Origin of the sequence: Natrinema salifodinae (assembly GCF_900110455.1) — an archaeon.
Lineage (GTDB): Archaea > Halobacteriota > Halobacteria > Halobacteriales > Natrialbaceae > Natrinema > Natrinema salifodinae.
Genome location: NZ_FOIS01000004.1, coordinates 166006 through 183256 on the forward strand (window position 1 = coordinate 166006; position 17251 = coordinate 183256).

The 17251-nt window shown below is 68.0% G+C and carries 17 protein-coding genes; 12 read left to right on the forward strand and 5 right to left on the reverse strand.

From position 1 onward, the window contains the following. Positions 1-115: 115 nt before the first annotated feature. From lysA to BMY29_RS15205, 4 genes are all read left to right on the forward strand, one after another. Entirely contained in the window at positions 116-1438 is a 1323-nt protein-coding gene (lysA, locus tag BMY29_RS15190; protein ID WP_049989746.1) for a diaminopimelate decarboxylase, read from the forward strand. 73 nt (positions 1439-1511) lie between these two features. Next, positions 1512-2396, forward strand: a complete 885-nt coding sequence (gene dapF / locus BMY29_RS15195; RefSeq protein ID WP_049989747.1) for a diaminopimelate epimerase — start codon at positions 1512-1514, stop codon at positions 2394-2396. Next, on the forward strand, positions 2393-3535 hold the full coding sequence (locus tag BMY29_RS15200; RefSeq protein ID WP_049989748.1) for a M20 family metallopeptidase: 1143 nt from the start codon (positions 2393-2395) through the stop codon (positions 3533-3535). Before dapF ends, BMY29_RS15200 begins: the two co-directional genes overlap by 4 nt. Before the next feature lie 193 nt (positions 3536-3728). Beyond that, the gene (locus BMY29_RS15205) at positions 3729-4133 is read left to right on the forward strand and encodes a carboxymuconolactone decarboxylase family protein (RefSeq protein WP_049989749.1); all 405 of its coding nucleotides are present in this window, start codon (positions 3729-3731) and stop codon (positions 4131-4133) included. 75 nt (positions 4134-4208) lie between these two features. Here BMY29_RS15205 and BMY29_RS15210 read toward each other — a convergent pair whose 3' ends face one another. From BMY29_RS15210 to purB, 3 genes are all read right to left on the reverse strand, one after another. Further along, entirely contained in the window at positions 4209-4625 is a 417-nt protein-coding gene (locus BMY29_RS15210; protein WP_049989750.1) for an EamA family transporter, read from the reverse strand. Then, positions 4625-5047, reverse strand: coding sequence for an EamA family transporter (locus BMY29_RS15215; protein WP_049989751.1), 423 nt, complete (start codon positions 5045-5047; stop codon positions 4625-4627). Before BMY29_RS15215 ends, BMY29_RS15210 begins: the two co-directional genes overlap by 1 nt. A 103-nt stretch (positions 5048-5150) precedes the next feature. Further along, on the reverse strand, positions 5151-6545 hold the full coding sequence (gene purB / locus BMY29_RS15220; protein WP_049989752.1) for an adenylosuccinate lyase: 1395 nt from the start codon (positions 6543-6545) through the stop codon (positions 5151-5153). A gap of 177 nt (positions 6546-6722) precedes the next feature. On the opposite strand from purB, the gene purH reads away from it, so the two are divergent. The 5 genes from purH (at position 6723) to BMY29_RS15250 (ending at position 12882) form a co-directional block, all read left to right on the forward strand. Next, positions 6723-8354, forward strand: coding sequence for a bifunctional phosphoribosylaminoimidazolecarboxamide formyltransferase/IMP cyclohydrolase (purH, locus tag BMY29_RS15225; RefSeq protein WP_049989753.1), 1632 nt, complete (start codon positions 6723-6725; stop codon positions 8352-8354). A gap of 936 nt (positions 8355-9290) precedes the next feature. Then, positions 9291-9452 carry a hypothetical protein gene (locus BMY29_RS21195; protein ID WP_173424893.1) on the forward strand — a complete coding sequence of 54 codons (162 nt, stop codon included), beginning with the start codon at positions 9291-9293 and terminating at the stop codon, positions 9450-9452. Positions 9453-9867: 415 nt separating this feature from the next. After that, a complete protein-coding gene (locus BMY29_RS15240; protein ID WP_049989774.1) occupies positions 9868-10620 on the forward strand; it encodes an SIMPL domain-containing protein in 753 nt (250 codons plus the stop codon). Positions 10621-10725: 105 nt separating this feature from the next. Next, positions 10726-11898: an ABC transporter substrate-binding protein gene (locus BMY29_RS15245; RefSeq protein ID WP_049989756.1), complete on the forward strand. Its 1173-nt coding sequence runs from the start codon at positions 10726-10728 to the stop codon at positions 11896-11898. Positions 11899-11901: 3 nt separating this feature from the next. Further along, positions 11902-12882 (forward strand): NAD(P)/FAD-dependent oxidoreductase, encoded by a 981-nt coding sequence (locus tag BMY29_RS15250; protein ID WP_049989757.1) that lies wholly within the window; start codon positions 11902-11904, stop codon positions 12880-12882. Between the two features lie 134 nt (positions 12883-13016). On the opposite strand, the gene carA is transcribed toward BMY29_RS15250, so the two are convergent. Then, a complete protein-coding gene (gene carA / locus BMY29_RS15255) occupies positions 13017-14096 on the reverse strand; it encodes a glutamine-hydrolyzing carbamoyl-phosphate synthase small subunit (protein WP_049989758.1) in 1080 nt (359 codons plus the stop codon). A gap of 102 nt (positions 14097-14198) precedes the next feature. On the opposite strand from carA, the gene BMY29_RS15260 reads away from it, so the two are divergent. After that, entirely contained in the window at positions 14199-14612 is a 414-nt protein-coding gene (locus BMY29_RS15260) for an Lrp/AsnC family transcriptional regulator (RefSeq protein WP_049989759.1), read from the forward strand. Here BMY29_RS15260 and BMY29_RS15265 read toward each other — a convergent pair. Further along, positions 14609-15430 (reverse strand): PHP domain-containing protein, encoded by an 822-nt coding sequence (locus BMY29_RS15265; RefSeq protein ID WP_081985443.1) that lies wholly within the window; start codon positions 15428-15430, stop codon positions 14609-14611. The genes BMY29_RS15260 and BMY29_RS15265 overlap by 4 nt on opposite strands. A gap of 55 nt (positions 15431-15485) precedes the next feature. Between BMY29_RS15265 and BMY29_RS15270 the strand changes: the two genes are divergently transcribed. Beyond that, a complete protein-coding gene (locus BMY29_RS15270) occupies positions 15486-16457 on the forward strand; it encodes a diacylglycerol/lipid kinase family protein (protein ID WP_049989760.1) in 972 nt (323 codons plus the stop codon). A 79-nt stretch (positions 16458-16536) separates the two neighbouring features. After that, complete coding sequence (locus BMY29_RS15275; RefSeq protein WP_049989761.1) at positions 16537-17097, forward strand: NUDIX hydrolase; 561 nt, start codon at positions 16537-16539, stop codon at positions 17095-17097. Positions 17098-17251 lie beyond the last annotated feature (154 nt).

A 17251-nucleotide genomic window follows, 5' to 3' on the forward strand; every position in this document is an offset into this window, starting at 1 on the left:
GAGAGGCGTCCGAGCGACTGACCGCGAGGCGGGCGGCGGACGAACCGGCGGATCGAACGGCAGGAATGCGGCGGAACCCAAACGCTTGAATTCTCGCGGTCGCTTTAGAGAGACAATGACTGACCTCGCGGAGTCGCCGGCCGTTCGCCGGCTCGCGGACTGGGATCCGGCCGACCTCCAGTCGCTCGTCGGCGAGTACGGCTCGCCGCTGTACGTCCTCGATCTCGAGCGCGTCCGACAGAACTATCGACGGCTCGAGGCCGCCTTTCCCGATGCGGAGATCCTCTATGCGGTGAAAGCGAACGCGCTGGGTGACGTTCTTACGACGCTACGCGAAGCAGGCGCCGGCCTCGAATGCGCCTCCGCCGGCGAAGTGAAACGGGCGCTCGACGCCGGGGCCTCGGGCGACGAGGTCCACTACACCGCGGTCAACCCGCCCGCCCGCGACCTCGACTGGCTCGTCGACGCCTGGCGGGATCATCCGGACCTGACGGTCACCGCCGGCTCCGAGGACACGATCGATCGCCTGGCCGACCGTGGCTACAACGGGCGGCTCTGTCTCCGGGTCAATCCGGGGATCGGCGCGGGCCACCACGAGAAGGTGCGGACGGGTGCGGCCGCGAAGTTCGGCGTGCCGGCCGAGCGGGCGGTCGAGGTGCTCGCGAACGCCGCCGACCGCGGCTTCGACGTCGTCGGGATCCACGCCCACGTCGGCTCCGGGGTCTCGAGCGACCAGCTCGACGCCCACCGGGAGTTCGTCGCGCGGATGGGCGATCTGGCGCGAGACGTAAGCGAGGCACTCGGCGGAAGTGGCCTCGAGTTCGTCGACGTCGGCGGCGGCTTCGGCGTGCCCTACCGGGAAGACGAGGAGCCGCTGGAGCTGGGGAGCGTCGCCGACGCGACCCGCGAGGCGCTCGGCGAGCTGGACGCGCGACTGACGATCGAACCAGGCCGGTACTTCGTGGCGGACGCGGGCGTGCTCCTGACTGCGGTCAACACCGTCAAGGCAGCCCGCGAGACGACCGTCGTGGGCGTCGACGCGGGGATGACGACGCTGCTCCGGCCCGCGATGTACGACGCGTATCACCCGATCCGGAACGTGACCGTCGACGCGGCGGCCGCGAACGGCGACGACGGTAGCGAACGAGAGCGGCTCCCGCAGACCGTCGCCGGTCCCATCTGCGAGAGCGGCGACGTCTTCTGTTCGGACCGCGAACTCCCGAAAAGCGAGCGGGGAGACGTCCTCGCGATCGGCAACGCGGGCGCCTACGGCTACGAGATGGCGAACCAGTACAACTCCCGGCCCCGGCCCGCGTCGGTCGTCGTCGACGGCAACGCGGTTTGGGTCTCGCGACAGCGGGAGGATGTCGAAGACGTGATACGTCCGGAGCGGGCGGCGAGCGACGGATTGAAGACGACACCGCCCCGAGGAGAGTGACACGACGACCCGTGGTCGCCGGTCGCGGACATCCCCGACGGCGACCGCGAGTGCACACACCACTGATCGCACGATGAGCGTTCCATTCCAGAAGTACCACGGCACCGGCAACGACTTTCTAATTATCCACGCGGACGAATACGTCCCCGACCGAGGCGCGCTCGCCGAACGCGAGTGCGACCGTGACGACGGCGTCGGTGCCGACGGCATCCTCTATCTCGCCCTCGAAGAGCGGTTCAGCCCGCCGCGCGTCGTCATGACGCTGGTCCAGCCCGACGGCGCGACGGCCCCGATGTGCGGCAACGGCGCGCGCTGTGCCGCCGAGTGGGCCATGCGGCGGACCGGCGCCGACAGCGTGATGATCGATACCCAGGCCGGCACCCTGCGCGCCGACCGGACCGACGCGGACGACATCATCATCGAAATGGGAACGCCCACGTTCGACCCCGCCGAGGTCCCGGTCCGGGCCGACGAACCGGTCTTCGGGGAAGAGATCGAGGGCCTCGACGTGACGATGGTCAACACCGGCGTCCCCCACGCCGTCGCGTTCGTCGACGACGTTCCCGACGAGTTCTTCGAATCGGAAGTCAGTCGGTCCTCGTCCGACGCGATCGACGACGTCGATCTCGAGACGATCGCCCCGCCCGTCCGCTACGGTGACGCATTCCCGAAGGGGACGAACGTCACGATCGCCAGCCCCGACGGCTCCGGCGGCTTCCGCCAGCGGACCTACGAGCGCGGCGTCGAGGGCGAAACGGACTCCTGTGGCACCGGCGCGGTCGCGATCGCCGTCGTCGCGCGCCGACTCGGCCGCACCGACGCCGACCCCGTCGCCGTCTCGCCGCCAGGCGGCGACCTGCGAGTGAGCTTCAACGAGCGCGGGAACGCGACGCTGGCCGGGCCCGTCGAACACGAGTTCGACGGCGAAGTGACCGTCGAGTCGCCGGCCGAGCAGTGAGCGCGTTCGATCCCATCGACTTCCTCGCGGAAGCCGTCCGGCAGCCCTCCCACGAGGACGTCGACCCGATGCGGGAGATCCTCTGCGAGACCCTCGAAGACCGCGGCGTCGCGCCCCGGGTCGACGCCGGCGGAAACGTGCTCGCGACCCGCGGGCCGGTCGACGCCGACACGCACGTCGTGCTGAACACCCACATCGACACCGTCTCGCCGCACGTACCGTTCGAGCGCGACGCGGACGGTCCCGAAGCCGGCGGGGACGGGGGCGGAGGCGGGGGCGACGTGATTCGCGGTCGCGGCTCCTGCGACGCGAAGGGGCCCCTCGCCGCGTTGCTCGCAGCCTTCTTCGCGGTCGAGCCGACCAACGGCCGAGTCACGCTCGCGATCACCCCCGATGAGGAACTGCTCTCGACGGGCGCGTACGATCTGGTCTCGGGCGAGGACTCGCCCACCCGAGACGCGGACGCGGTGATCGTCGGCGAACCCACCGACCTCGACGTCTGCACGGCCGCGAAGGGGCGCTTTCAGGGAACGGTCCATCTCTCCGGCGCGAACGCCCACGCCGCCGAGCCCGAGACAGGAACCGACGCCGTCGCCGCCCTCGAAGGGACGCTCGCGGCGATCCGGACGTTCGACGAGCGCGACGACGCGCCGCCGACTCACCCGCAACTCGGGGCGGCGACGCTCACCCCTACTGTCGTCGAGGGCGGCGAGGCCACGAACCAGGTGCCCGCCGACTGCGCGCTGACGGTCGACCGCCGGAGCGTCCCCCCGGAGACCGCCGACGAGTTTCACGAGGCGCTGACCGCACACCTGCGAGCCGCCGTCCCCGAGGACGTCGGCCTCGAATTCCGCTTTACTGACCGGCCGACGCCGTTCCTCGAGGCCTGGGACACCGATCCCGACGCGCGGATCGTCGACCTCCTCGCGGACGCGGCCGGCGGCGACGTCCGCCCCTTCACCGCGGCGACGGAGGCCTCCTACTTCGCGGCCGACGCGCCGACGGTCGTCTTCGGGCCAGGCGTGCTCGCCGACGACGAGGGCGCCGTCGCGCACGCGCCGCGGGAGTACGTGCGGGTCGAAGCCGTCCGCGAGGCGGCGCGAGCGCTGGAGGCAACGCTGGCCGGCCTGGTCGCGTAACGGGCTCGCTACGAGACGACCGATCGAACGTATTTTCCGCTTCTTTCGACCGTTCGTCGAGCTATGCACGAGGCCCGTCAAATGTGGGCGCATAGGTTCATCTACTCCCGCGGCGTACTAGCGACCGGATCACCGTCGGGTAGCGATGCGACGGTTCGATCGCCGAGCGGCGGGAGATCCAGGGGAGAGACCGATGGTAACAACCGAGACACGCGCGGAGATAGAGGAGTACCTCGGGCGAGTGCCGAGCTGGATTACGGCGCTCCCGGAGCCGGCCGCGGAGCACGGCTGGGAGATGGTACGGGACCTGCAGTTAGCGGAGACCGAGTTGACGACGCGGGAGAAGTCCCTCGTCGGCCTCGGAGCGGCGGCGGCCATGCAGTGTCCGTACTGCATCCGCTTTCACAAGGCGGAAGCGGAACTCGAGGAAGTCACGGACGACGAAATGGCCGAAGCGGTCGCCGTCGCGGGCGACGTTCGGTACTTTTCGACGATCCTCCACGGGGCGGAAGTGGAGTTCGAGGAGTTCGCGGACGAAACGGCGGACATCGTCGACCACGTCGAGCGACAGCGGGCGGCCGTCTCGGGCGACGACTGAGCGGTCGGCTTCGGTCGATTTATTTTCGGATCAGACGATCGAGAGCCTCGCGCTCGCGCGGTCGGAAGCGACCGATCAGATCGACATCAGCGCGATCGCGACCACACTCAGGGCGATCGCCGCGACCTTGCGGGGCGTGACGGTCTCATCGAAGGCGACGATGCCGGTCAGCGAGCTAACGACGATAAAGAGGCCGTAGATCGGCACGACGATGCTCACCGGCCCTAACTCTAGCGCCCGGTAGTAGGTCAACAGCCCAACGGTCAACAGCAGGCCCATCACCACGATGTGAGGCGTGCGCGGGTGCCGGAGGTACGACAGCACCGGAAGGCCGCGATAGACGATCACCAGGCCGACCGTGAGGAACATGACCGAGTTCGAGAGGAAGACGGCAAGCGTGCTGGGCAGGTCGGTCATCGCGATCGAGAGCAGCGGGGCGACCAGGCTGTAGGTGAGACAGGCGAACAGCGAGAGGCCGAGGTAGCGCCGCATCACTCCTCACCTCCGGCGGCGAGGTAGATCGCGACCGCCGCGACGACGATGCCGGCCGCGCGGGTGGCGGTCAGCTCCTCGCCGAGGAAGGCGATTCCGATGATCGAACTCCCGACGATGAACAGCCCGTAGATCGGAACGACGATGCTGACCGGCCCGCGCTCGAGCGCCTGGTAGTAGGCGAGGATGCCCGAGGAGAGGAACAGCCCGGCGACGTAGACGATTCCCGCCGCGGGGGTGGTCACGGCGGTCGGATCGCCGGTGTCCGTCGCGACGAGTACGACGGTCGTCAGGCCCAGGAAGATCGTCGTCGAGAGGAAGAGCGCGACTGCGGGCGGCACGTCCCGCGTCACGACGCTCGTCAGCGGTGCCATCAGCCCGTAGGACACGAGCGCGACGAGCACCCAGAGGAGGTATTCCATACTCGGGTCTCGGGAGACGGTGACCTATACAGTCACGATTCCGGAATCGCACGCCGGGATCGGAATCGGCGGTCGAACGCGGGACGGGGACTGTACTACTCGACTACTCGATCCGCTCGAGGTCGTCGACCAGGTCGCTCGCGATCCCGGTATACCCCGACGGCGTCAGCGCGTGCAGTTCCTCGCGGACGTCTTCGTCGACGTCCAGCTCGTCGAACAGTTCGCGGAAATCATCGAGGGCGACGTCCTTCCCGCGGGAGATCGCCTTGACGCGCTCGTAGGCGTCCGCCTGGCCCTCGCGTCGGAGGATGGTCTGGACGGCCTCGCCGATGATCTCGGGGGTCGACTCGAGGTCGTCGCGCATGACCTGCTCGTTGGGGACGACCTTCGAAAGCCCCGCGGCGGTCTTCGTGTAGCCGATCAGGCAGTGGGCGAGGGCGGTGCCAATGTTGCGCTTGACCGTCGAGTCCGAGAGGTCCCGCTGGAGCCGGGAGGTCGTGACGTAGTCCGCGAGGAAGGTCAGGTCCGAGTTGGCCTTCGAGAGGTTGCCCTCGCTGTTCTCGAAGTCGATCGGGTTGACCTTGTGGGGCATCGTCGACGAGCCCGTCTCGCCCTCGACGGCTTCCTGGCCGAGGTAGCGGTCGGAGACGTAGAGCCACACGTCCAGATCGAGGTCGAGCAGGACGTCGTTGGCCCCGCGGAAGGCGTCGAACAGCGCCGCGAGGTCGTCGCAGGGGTTGACCTGCGTCGTCAGCGGCTCGAACTCGAGGCCGAGCCCCGTGACGAACTCCTCGGCGAAGGCCTGCCAGTCGACGTCGGGGTAGGCCGCCCGGTGGGCGGCGTAGGTGCCGGACGCGCCGCCGAGTTTGCCCCGCAGGTCGTCGGTCGCCTGGCGGATGCGGCCGGTAGCGCGACCCAGCCGGGAGGCGTAGACGGCCAGTTCCTTGCCGAAGGTGGTCGGCGTGGCGGGCTGGCCGTGGGTGCGCGCGAGCATCGGGAGGTCGCGGTACTCGCGGGCCATGTCGGCGAGGGTGTCGCGAACGTCGTACAGTTCCGGCAGGAGCACCTCGTCGACCGCGTCGCTGACGAGCAGCCGATGGGCGAGGTTGTTCACGTCCTCACTGGTCAGCCCGAAGTGGATCCAGGCCGAGGCGTCGCTGTCCTCGGGCAGCCGGTGGCGGACGAAGTACTCGACGGCCTTGACGTCGTGGTTCGTCGCCTCGAATCCGGCGTGGCCCTCGGACTCGAGTTTCTTGATCAGGCGGGCGTCCTCCGCGGCGAAGCCCTCGTAGAGGGCCCGCAACCGTTTGCGCTCCTCGAGGTCGAGTTCCAGCGGCGTCGCCGCCAGGTCGGCGAGCGCGATCAGGTACTCGACTTCGACGCGGACGCGGGCGCGCATGAGCGCGGCCTCGCTCGCGTACGGCGACAGCGGTGCGGTCCGGCCGTCGTACCGGCCGTCCAGCGGCGAGACGGCGTACAGGGCGTCGGTCTCCGTCATACTGGCCGTTGGTCCGGCCCGTCGCAAAAGCGTATCGAAACCGCGACCCGCGAGAGGCCACGAGTGTGCATACCTCCGCGTGATGGGTGGCGAATATGGCCGTAATAATACACAGGTGTGCATACATCGGGGATCAAGACCGCAACCACTTTGCCGCTCGCGGGCGCGGGTTCAATCATGACGCGAATCGCCGGGATGGCCGGCAACCGAGGGCGCAACCTGTTGAACATCGCCGACCGACGGCCTGGCGGGGCCGAGTTCGCCGTCGTCCTGACGACCGACCCGGACGCGCCGGTGCTCGAGGGCGCGGCCGAGCGCGATATTCCGACCGAAGTCGTCTCCGTCGAGGACGACATGAGCCGCCGCGAGCACGAGGCGGCGGTCGTCGAGGCGCTGGCCGACTACGAGTTCGACCTGGTCTGCCTGGACGGCTACATGCGGATCCTCTCGGACGCGTTCCTCGACGAAGCGCCGACGACGCTGAACGTCCACCCCGCCCTGCTGCCGTCGTTCCCCGGGATGGACGCCTGGGGCGACGCGCTCGACGCCGGCGTCTCGGTGACGGGCTGTACGGTCCACGTCGTCACGGACGCGACCGACGAGGACGGCGCGGTCGTCGAGAGCGAGGTCGACGCCGGTCCGATCGTCACCCAGGAGCCGATCCCCGTCTACGAGGGCGACGACGAGGAGTCCCTGAAGGAGCGCGTCCTCTACGAGGGCGAGTTCCGCGCGTACCCCCGCGCCGTGAAGTGGTTCGCCGAGGGCGCGGTCGACGTGGACCGCGAGGCCGGTGAGGTCACCGTCGAGGCCGACGCGCCGACCGTCCCTGACGCCGAGGGGCTGCCCGCGCGCCGGCTCACCTCGAGCGATCGGGCCGATACGCTCCGCTACGGGGAGAACCCCCACCAGAACGCGGCGGTTTACGCCGACTACACCTGCGACGAGGCCAGCGTCGTCCACGCCGACCAGCTCAACGAGGGCGCGAAGGCGCTGTCGTACAACAACTACAACGACGCCGACGGCGCGCTGAACCTGATCAAGGAGTTCGACGAGCCCGCGGCGGCGGTCATCAAGCACACCAATCCGGCGGGCTGCGCCACGGCGGATTCGCTCGCCGAGGCCTACGAGAAGGCCCTCTCGACGGACCCGATGAGCGCCTTCGGCGGCATCGTCGCGCTCAATCGGGAGTGCGACGCCGCCACCGCAGAACAGATCATCGACTCGTTCAAGGAGGTCGTCGTCGCGCCGGGCTACACCGACGACGCGCTCGAAGTGCTCTTCGAGAAGGAGAACCTGCGGGTGCTCGACGTGGGCGAACTCGGCGATCGTACCGAGCGGTTTACGGAGAAACCGCTCGTCGGCGGCCGCCTGGTCCAAGAGCGCGACCGCCAGGCGGTCTCGGCCGACGACCTGGAGATCGTCACCGAGCGCGAGCCCACCGACGAGGAACTCGAGACGATGGTCTTCGCCTGGCAGACCCTCAAGCACGTCAAGTCAAACGGGATCCTCTTTGCGGACGGCACCGAGACGGTCGGCATCGGCATGGGACAGGTCTCCCGCGTCGACGCGGTCCGCCTGGCGGCGATGAAGGCAGACGAGCACGCCGAGGGGAAAGACGCCGAGGGCGCGGTCATGGCCTCGGACGCGTTCTTCCCGTTCCCGGACGGCATCGAGGAGGCCGCCGAGGCCGGCATCGAGGCAGTCATCCAGCCTGGCGGCTCGGTCAACGACGAGGACGTGATCGAGGCGGCGGACGAGCACGGGATAGCGATGGCGTTTACGGGTCAGCGCTCGTTCAGACACGATTAGGACCGCGAGCGATGCGCGGTTCGGAGCGAACGTCGTGAGCGAGAACCGCGGGAACGCGAACGGGCGTAACGCGCCCGTGAGCAGGAGCGGAGCGAGCGGCTTTTCGGTCGAGAAAAGGTGGATGCCGCGATGGCGTTTCTCCGCTCCGTTTAGCGGACCGGTATCGGCGGCGGATGGATTATCAAAACCGTTAGTGAACGGCAGTGAGGATTCCGGGAGGAACGATCATCGATTCATTCGGTACAACCCCGTTCGAACGATGACGACCCCCGCGAACAGCGTTATCACACCCGTGAGCGCCCACTGTGCCGATCTCCCGGTGATCGGTTCGCACTCTGTGGCGCACAGAACGGGATCTATCTGGACGATTCCGAGACCTTGAACGGTCCATAAGATCCCGAGAAACGATACGACGACGCCGAGGATCGTCAATACGGTCGCTCTCGTATTCACGGTGAGTATACGACGAGGAGAGCAATTAAACTATTCCAGATAGCGTTCGTGTTGAATTTATGATCTCGCTGTACTTGAAGGAGTGGTCACCTGATCCGGAACGACCGACCGCGACAGAGACGCGCCGTGCATCTCGCAGCGACTCGGCGATTTCCCGAACGACCGTCAGTAGCACGGTGCGGCATCCCGCTGCGTTTCTCGCGGGACCTTTCGTTCCCTCCGTTAGCAGTAGTTATAAGTCACCATAGGTCAACAACCCAACCGGAAGCCGGTCTCCGAATACGAGAGTAGGGGGCTCGTCGAAACGCCCCGGGTGCTGGAACCACCCGAGACCTGGCTTCCAATCCCCGCAACGGGATTCGAAAGCCATGATTGCGTACATTCTACCGGGATATAAACGTCCCGCACGACTGACGTATCGCCCGCCACGACCAGCGATCGCCCCGTCGGAGAGAGTCGCCCGAGCGGCGGCTGGAGGTCGCGATGCGTAACGACGTCGAAACCGACGACTTCGAGACGCCGTCGCTGCCGACGTGTCCGGTCTGTGGCGCGCCCGTCACGCTACTCATCGCGACCGGTCCCGTCGAGGGAACCGCCAGGCCCTGCGGCTGTTCCGTCCCGCCGGGGACCCTCCAACGCGACTAACCGCGCGAGTTCGACCCGCGGGGGCGTCCTGCCATCCTCGCACCCCCGTTCCCAAGACGCCCGAGACTCCGAACTTCGCGCGACTCCCGGCGGACAGCCGGCCGTTCGACGGCGGTCGGGACGTTCGAAACCACCGCTCTCACCACCGAACCCACCGCGTCCGTGACCTCGGCAGCGGACTCGCCGCCGCCGAGTCCGATCGAGCGGCCGGCCCGCAATCCGGGTTCGCCGTCGAGCATTTGGGCCCTGTCTCGGCGTGTTCGCCGCGATGCAGTTCGCCAGGCGGGGAGCGATGGACGGCGGCCGACGCGCTCGTCTTCGGTCGCGGGCGAATGGAAGGTCAAAGCGGCGTTTGAGTTTGGGGGAGGTTCTTTTCCGTTCCGTGCGGTCCGTCGGTATGGAGATGCCCACGGACATGGATCGACGACAGTTCCTCGCGGCCTCGGGGGTCGGACTCGCGGCGACGATGGCCGGCTGTACCGGCAGCCCGCTCAGTAGCGACGGCGACGACCCGGGCGCGGAATCGGACGGCAACGAGAGCACAGATAGCGGCGAGATTACGGTCAGCGCCGGCGGCCAGGTCGACGCGGAGCCGGATCGGGCGGTCGTCGATATCGGCGTCGAGGCGACCGGCGAGAGCGCCGAGGCGGTGACCGACGAGCTGGCGACCGGGGCCGACGAACTCCGCGAAACGTTCGACGAGTTGGGAGTCCCCGAGGAGAACGTCGAAGAGGGCCGATACCGGGTCCACCCGACCCGCGCTCGAGAGGCGGAGGGATTCGAGGGATCGCACTCCTTCGAGGTGACGCTGAGCGACGTCGACCGCGTCGGCGAGGTCATCGACGCGGCGATCGCGGCCGGCGCTGACAACGTGGGGAGGGTGAACTTCTCGCTCCAGGAGGAGACGCGCGCGGCCCTCCGGAAGGACGCGATCGACGCGGCCCTGGCGAACGCGGACGACGAGGCGGCGCACATCGCCGACAACCGCGGCGTCGACCTCGCGGGGACGACGAACGTCACGACCGGCGACGTGCAGGTCCATCCGGTTCGAGAGGCGTACACCGGTGCCGACGCGGCGGAGGACGCGGCGGCACCGCCGACGGAGATCGAGGCCGACCCCGTCAGCGTGAACGCCGACGTGACCGTGACCTACTCGTTCGACGGGTAACCGGCCGTCCCGCCGCCCTCGATCGGTTTTCGACGCCGCGTCGGACCGGGTTTCGGCCCACCTAAAATCGAACGACTTTTAGATTGTTAGGTGAGCCTAAATTACATGGGAACGACGCGGCAGTTCGATCGAAGCCGACGCGCGTTCGTCGCGACGGGGATCGCGGCCGGGAGCGCGGCGCTCGCGGGGTGTATCACCGGCGACGGAAGCGGAGGATCGGGGGACGAGGACTCCTACACGGTGACGATGGCACCGATGGGGGAGGTCGAGTTCGACGGGGTTCCCGAGGACGCCTTCGTCACGTTCACGCAGTACGCGGACATGGCGGTCGCGCTCGGGCACGGCGACGCGGTCACCACACTGTTCGCGCCCGAGATGTCGGGATCGACGATGAACAAGTTCTACGACCGACTCGAGGGCGTGTCCTTCGACTGGGCGGGGCTCGAGAACCCCCTCGAAGACGGCGTGACGAAAGAAGAGCTCTATAATTACGAGAGCGACGTCCACTTCCTCGATCCGTCGTACGTGCTGACGACCCAGGACGACTGGGCGCAGTCGGACGTCGAGGAGATCGCCGAGACGGTCGGCCCGTGGATCGGGAGCTACCACAGCGGCGTCCAGAGCGAACCGGCCGAGGCGTACGCCGACAGCTATGAGTACTACACGCTCTGGGAGCTCTTCGAGACGGTCGCGGCCGTCTTCCGGGAAGCGCAGCGGTACGAGGACCTCGCCGCGGTCTACGAGGACCTGCGCTCGCACATCGAATCGAACCTGCCCTCCGGAGACGAGCGGCCGACAGTCGCCCGGGTCACGCTGGGCGACGGCGTGTTCTACGCCTACCACCTCAACACGTCTGGCTTCTGGCAGGCGGAGACGCGCCCGCTCGGCGCTCACGACGCCCTCGCCGACGTGGAGTGGTCCGGCGATTGGGGCGAAGTCGACTACGAGACGATGCTCGACGCCGATCCCGACGTCATCCTCCATCTCTGGGGAATCACGTCGAACTACGACGTCGAAGGCGTCCGCGAGCGACTCGAGAACCACGCCGCGGGCAGCGAGTTAGCGGCCGTGCGGAACGATCGGGTCGTCGCCAGCGGCATGCGCTACCAGGGGCCGATCATGAACCTCTTCCAGCTCGAGATGACGGCCAAACAGCTCTATCCCGAGCAGTTCGGCGAGTGGCCTGGCTACGAGTCCGGCGCGTCCTACCCCGAAATTCCCGAGGGCGAACAGCTATTCGACCGCCAGCGCGTCGCGGACATCGTTACCGGAGCGTGACGTATGCCGGCCGACGCCAACGAGCGAGACGGGAGCGACGCCGAGTCCGACGCCGCTGGCGGCCGCAAATTCGACGCCGACGTTGCCATCGTCGGCGGCGGGCCGGCCGGCTGTTCCGCCGGCGTCTTCACCGCCAGGGACGGCCTCGAAACGGTCGTCTTCGACCGCGGCCCCTCCTCGCTGCGGCGCTGCGTCTCCCTCGAGAACTACCTCGGCTTCCCCCGCGGGATCGACGTCGAGACCTTCCTCGAACTGGCGCGGGACCACGCCGACCAGGCGGGCTGTCGGCTCCGGGACGATTTCGTCGAATCGGTGACGGCGCTCGACGGCGCCGGCAGCGGCTTCCGCGTCGAACCACAGGAAGGCGAGCCGATCACGGCCCGATTCGTGATCGCCGCGACGAAGTACGACGGGGAGTACCTCCGCGGGCTCGATACCGACGACGCGCTGTTCGTTACCGAGGAGTCCGGCGACGAACCGGTCGAGCGGTTCGACCGCGACTATCCCGACGCCGAGGGCCGAACGCCGGTCGACGGGCTCTACGTCGCCGGGCCGCTGGCCGGCTGCGGCGACCAGGCGATCGTCGCGGCCGGCCACGGGGCCACGGTCGCTCGCGCGCTGCTCCGGGACCGGCGTCGGGACGAGGGGTACTGGGGACGGTTCGCGAGCCGCTACGACTGGCGGCGCGACGCTGCCGATCGGCGGGACGAGTGGGCCGACCCCGAGCGGTGGGTCGAACGCTTCGAGGCCGACGCGCCCGCCGACCGCGATGCGACCGAGATTCGCCGGCTCGCCGAGGCCTACGCCGCCGAGCGCGACGCCGACTATCTCGATCCCGAGACCGCGGCCCGACGCGCCGACGCGGGAACGCGTCGCCTGGCGGCGGCCCTCGACGACGAACTGTTGCTCGATGCGATCGACGACGACGCGATCCGCGAGCGGGCCGCGGCGCTGGAGCGATCGGACTCGCCTGGCGATCGGTAAGGGCGATCGCCGTCGCAGAAGTCTGACTCGGAAACTGCTAAGCCGCGCGATCGCCGCGGAGATGCGCCGCTCCGGCGATCGTCTCGGTTCGGAACAAACGGAAACCGAATCAGCGGTCGGGAGCCGACTGGATTTCAGTCGTCGGCGGGGACCGCTCGGGCGTCGGCTCGCTCGGAAGCCATCGCGAGCACGTCGTCGAAGAAGTCGAGGGTGTCCTCCGGGCCGGGGTTGGCCTCGGGGTGGTACTGGCGGGTGATGACGTCGTATTCGATGCCGTCGATCCCTTCCGGCGTGTCGTCGTTGACGTTGATCTGGGTGACCTCGAGGTGTTCACCCGGATCGGCGACCGTGTAGCCGTGGTTCTGGGTCGTCATGACGACCTGGCCGGTCTCGAGGTCGAGGACGGGCTGGTTGACGCCGCGGTGGCCGAAGTCCATCTTCTCGGTGGTGCCGCCAAGTGCCTCGGCGACGATCTGTTGGCCGAGACAGATGCCGGCGACGGGCGTGTCCTCGACGAACGCCTCGACGAGCGCGATCGCTTCCTCGTAGTTGACCGGGTCGCCGGGGCCGTTCGAGATGAACAGGACGTCCGGGTCGAGGGACTCGACGTCCGCGACGGCAGCGTCGTGGGGCAGCACGTGGACCGTCGCGTCGCGGGCGAGTAGCGAGTCGACGATCGACCCCTTCGCGCCGCAGTCGACGAGGGCGACGTCGACCCCCTCGTTGTCGGCGCCGTAGACCTCGTGTTCGTCGACGCTGACCTGGGCGCCGATCTCGGTGTGCTCGCTCATCGCCTCGCACTGCTCGAGTTCGGCAATCGCGTCTTCCTCGGTGACGTCCTCGCCGACGGCGATGCCGCACTTCATAGCGCCGCCGTCGCGGATCTCGGTGACGACCTCGCGCGTGTCGAGGTGGTCGATCGCCGGGACGCCCTCCGATTCGAGCCACTCGGCGACGTCAGCGGTGAATTCCTTGGCGATCGCGGCCCGCGGGTGAACTCGGTCGTCCTCGAACCGCTCCTCGCGGACGCCGTAGTTTCCGATCAGCGGGTACGAGAAGGTCAGCACCTGCTCTTCGTAGGAGGGGTCGGTCAGGCTCTCCTCGTAGCCCGTATACGCTGTTGTGAAGACGAGTTCACCGCGAGCCGTTCCCGGAGCGCGACCGCGTCCCTCGAGTACGCGGCCGTCCTCCAGTGCGACGTAGGCTTCCGTCATTACGATCTACGTATCGGATGGCCCGTCATAAGTGTTGCCTTCGAAGCTCAGTTACGAATTTCGTAATCGGTAAGTGCCGGTCACCCGTAGTCACGCATCTCAATGGACGACCTGGACCGACAGATACTCGATATTCTCCGACGAGACGCCCGGACGCCGTACACCGAGATCGCCGACGAGGTAGGGACGAGCGAGGGGACCGTACGAAACCGCGTCGAGCGGATGATGGACGACGACGTCATCGAACGCTTTACGATCTCGACCCGGACCGGCAACGTCCAGGCGATGATCGAGCTCAGCGTCGCGGTCGAGGTCGACACCAAGGCCGTCTCCGAGCGGATCGCCGAGTGGGACGAGGTCGATTTCGTCTGGATGGTTTCCGGCGAGCAGGACGTCGTACTCGTCGTCGACGCCGCGGACACGCGCGGGGTCAACGACCTCATCACGAAGGCCCGCGATCAGGAGGAGGTCGTGAGCACGAAGACGCGGCTGATCCTCGACGAAGAACTGGGCTAATCGGTGTCCGAGGGCAGTTCGGTTCCGGCCTCGGCATCGGTCCCATCCTCATCCTCCGCCTTCATTCGCTCGCCGACCTCGACCTCGCCGCCGGCGTCCGTCGTCTCGTCCTCGCCAGGCGGCGTTCCGACGCCAGGCGTCGGCCGTTCGATGGCGTCGATCACGCGCTTGCGGCGGTGGACCGAGCGATACCCGCGACGGAGGAGCCGGTCGAACGACGATCCGGAGACGCGGGCGCTGACGCGATCGTCGCGAATCGCGTCGACCAGCGCTTCGGGCGTGAGCCGCTCGGCCTCGACGACCGTGTACGCTCGCCCCACCTCGAACGGGTAGTGAGCGTCGCTGCCCCCGACCATCGGGAGGTCGCGCTTATCGGCTAACTTGGTGACGAGCGGGCGCGATCGCGGGTGTTTGCCGTTGACTTCGATCGCGTCGAAGGGGACGTCTTCGAGTTCCCGCACCGTGCTGTTGCGAAACGGATGGGCGACGATCGCGGCGCAATCGTGGTCGTGAGCCAATTCGACGGCTTCGCCGGGCGAGAGCGCTTCGGGCTCTGTCTCCGCGGGCGGATCGGGACCGACGACGAGGACGTGGCCTCGATCGGTCGTGATCTCGATTCCGGGTAGCGTCTCGACGTGGACGGCCGGATCGAAGGGAGTGTAGTAGTCGTGGTTGGTCGTCGCGATGCCATCGAGTCCGCGCCGCCTGGCCGCCGCGACGAGCAGCCGGACACCGAGTGGGTCGAACCGGTCTCCCAGCGATCGCCGCCCGTGGAAGAATCGCGTGTGCGTATGGAGGTCGACGGCGTACGTTCTCATAGTGGGGCAGACGCCGGGCAGGTCCTTTTGCCTGCGGCCGGCATCTACTGCGCGTATGGAATCGGACGGTCCGAACGAGGAGCGGACGGCCGACGGTAACCGCGTGCTCGTCCTCAATCCCGTCAGCGGCAGCCAAGATCACGTCGACGACGTCGTCGAACTCGCCGGCGAGCACGGGTTCGAGATTCGCCGGACCGAGGACGCCGGCGACGCGATGCGCCTGGCCCGCCAGGCCGCGCCCGAAGCCGACCTGGTCGCGGCGGCCGGGGGCGACGGCACGCTCAACGAGGTCGTCAACGGGGTCGCGGCCGCGGACGCGCTCGAGACGACGACCGTCGCCGTCGTCCCCGCCGGAACGGGGAACAACTTCGCGACGAACATCGGGATCGAGGGGATCGAACACGCGTTCGCGGTCGTCGAGGAGGGTCGGCGACGGGAGATCGATCTCGGGCTCGCGAACGACCGGGTCTTCGTCAACTCTTGCGTCGGCGGCGTCACAGCCGAAGCGAGCAGCGAGACGTCCTCGGCGAGCAAGGAAGAGTTGGGCGTGCTCGCGTACGTCAAGGAGACCGTCGACGCGCTCGGCGAGTTCGACGCGCTCCCGCTGCGGGTGGAGACGGCCGCGGGGCCGAACGGAGAGCGGGCCAGGGCCTGGGAGGGCCAGGCGCTGTTCGTCCTCGTCGGGAACTGCCGGCGGTTCACCGGCGCGCGGACGGCCCAGGCCGCGGTCGAGGACGGCCTGTTCGAGGTCACGATCGTCGAGGACGCGCCGACGAGGAACTTACTCAGCGACGCGGCGCTTGAGGGTCTGTTCGGCCGCGAGAGCGATCACATCGTCCGCCGGCGGGCGCCGTCGCTCGCGATCGAGAGCCGCCGGGACTCCGTGGAGTACAGCCTCGACGGCGAAATGCTCGAGACCGAGACCATCGAACTCGAGACGAAGCCGAGTGCGCTCAGGCTCGTCGTCGGCGACGCCTATCGGCCGGATCCGGACGGCGACGGCGGGGACGTGTGGCCGTTCGCGTGATCCCGATAGTCCCGAGGACGATTCGAAACGACCGCGATGAGACGATACTGGTTTCAAGAGCCACCGTAATTGGGCTTGTATGAGCACGCCGCAAGAGGACCAGCAACACGAGAACGCCCGACAGGACGTGATCGCCGTCGACGCCGACGACAACGAACTCGAGTTGGTCAACCGACTCGACGCCCACACCGGCGACGGAATTCGCCACCGCGCATTCACCTCACTCGTCTTCGATGGCGACGGCAACATCCTGCTCGCCCAGCGAGCGCCCGACAAGCGCCTGTGGGGAACCCACTGGGACGGCACCGTCGCCTCCCACCCCGTCGAAGGCCAGAGTCAAGAGGAGGCGACCCGCGAACGGCTCGAGGAAGAACTGGGCATCACGCCCGACCAGTACGATGACCTGCAGCTGACCGACCGCTTCGAGTACAAACGTTACTTCGAGAACGCGGGCGTCGAGCACGAGGTCTGTGCCGTCCTCAAGCTGACGCTGTCGGACCGCAGTCTCGATCCCAACGAAGAGGAGGTCGCCGGCTTGATGTGGGTCCCCTACGAGCGGCTCCACTCGAACCCGGAGTGGTACCGGCAGCTCCGGCTCTGCCCGTGGTTCGAGATCGCCATGCGCCGAGACGTCCGCTAGCGGCCGCCGATCCACGCCGAACGTCCGGCGGGCCGCAAACGTATCGGACGCCGAACACCCGGTACGACTACTCGGCGCGGAAACTGATTTTGGACCGACGTCACACCCGCCCGTGACCGATCGGTGCGGAGGGAACCGGCTGGTATCGACCCGC

Bases quoted from the DNA above. Each gene is read 5' to 3' on its own strand.
- BMY29_RS15265 (WP_081985443.1), bottom strand. From the start codon at position 15,430: ATGAGAACGTACGCCGTCGACCTCCATACGCACACGCGATTCTTCCAC.
- BMY29_RS15240 (WP_049989774.1), top strand. From the start codon at position 9,868: ATGGATCGACGACAGTTCCTCGCGGCCTCGGGGGTCGGACTCGCGGCG.
- BMY29_RS15245 (WP_049989756.1), top strand. From the start codon at position 10,726: ATGGGAACGACGCGGCAGTTCGATCGAAGCCGACGCGCGTTCGTCGCG.
- lysA (WP_049989746.1), top strand. From the start codon at position 116: ATGACTGACCTCGCGGAGTCGCCGGCCGTTCGCCGGCTCGCGGACTGG.
- BMY29_RS15205 (WP_049989749.1), top strand. From the start codon at position 3,729: ATGGTAACAACCGAGACACGCGCGGAGATAGAGGAGTACCTCGGGCGA.
- purH (WP_049989753.1), top strand. From the start codon at position 6,723: ATGACGCGAATCGCCGGGATGGCCGGCAACCGAGGGCGCAACCTGTTG.
- purB (WP_049989752.1), bottom strand. From the start codon at position 6,545: ATGACGGAGACCGACGCCCTGTACGCCGTCTCGCCGCTGGACGGCCGG.
- BMY29_RS21195 (WP_173424893.1), top strand. From the start codon at position 9,291: ATGCGTAACGACGTCGAAACCGACGACTTCGAGACGCCGTCGCTGCCG.
- dapF (WP_049989747.1), top strand. From the start codon at position 1,512: ATGAGCGTTCCATTCCAGAAGTACCACGGCACCGGCAACGACTTTCTA.
- BMY29_RS15250 (WP_049989757.1), top strand. From the start codon at position 11,902: ATGCCGGCCGACGCCAACGAGCGAGACGGGAGCGACGCCGAGTCCGAC.
- carA (WP_049989758.1), bottom strand. From the start codon at position 14,096: ATGACGGAAGCCTACGTCGCACTGGAGGACGGCCGCGTACTCGAGGGA.
- BMY29_RS15215 (WP_049989751.1), bottom strand. From the start codon at position 5,047: ATGGAATACCTCCTCTGGGTGCTCGTCGCGCTCGTGTCCTACGGGCTG.
- BMY29_RS15275 (WP_049989761.1), top strand. From the start codon at position 16,537: ATGAGCACGCCGCAAGAGGACCAGCAACACGAGAACGCCCGACAGGAC.
- BMY29_RS15270 (WP_049989760.1), top strand. From the start codon at position 15,486: ATGGAATCGGACGGTCCGAACGAGGAGCGGACGGCCGACGGTAACCGC.
- BMY29_RS15260 (WP_049989759.1), top strand. From the start codon at position 14,199: ATGGACGACCTGGACCGACAGATACTCGATATTCTCCGACGAGACGCC.
- BMY29_RS15210 (WP_049989750.1), bottom strand. From the start codon at position 4,625: ATGCGGCGCTACCTCGGCCTCTCGCTGTTCGCCTGTCTCACCTACAGC.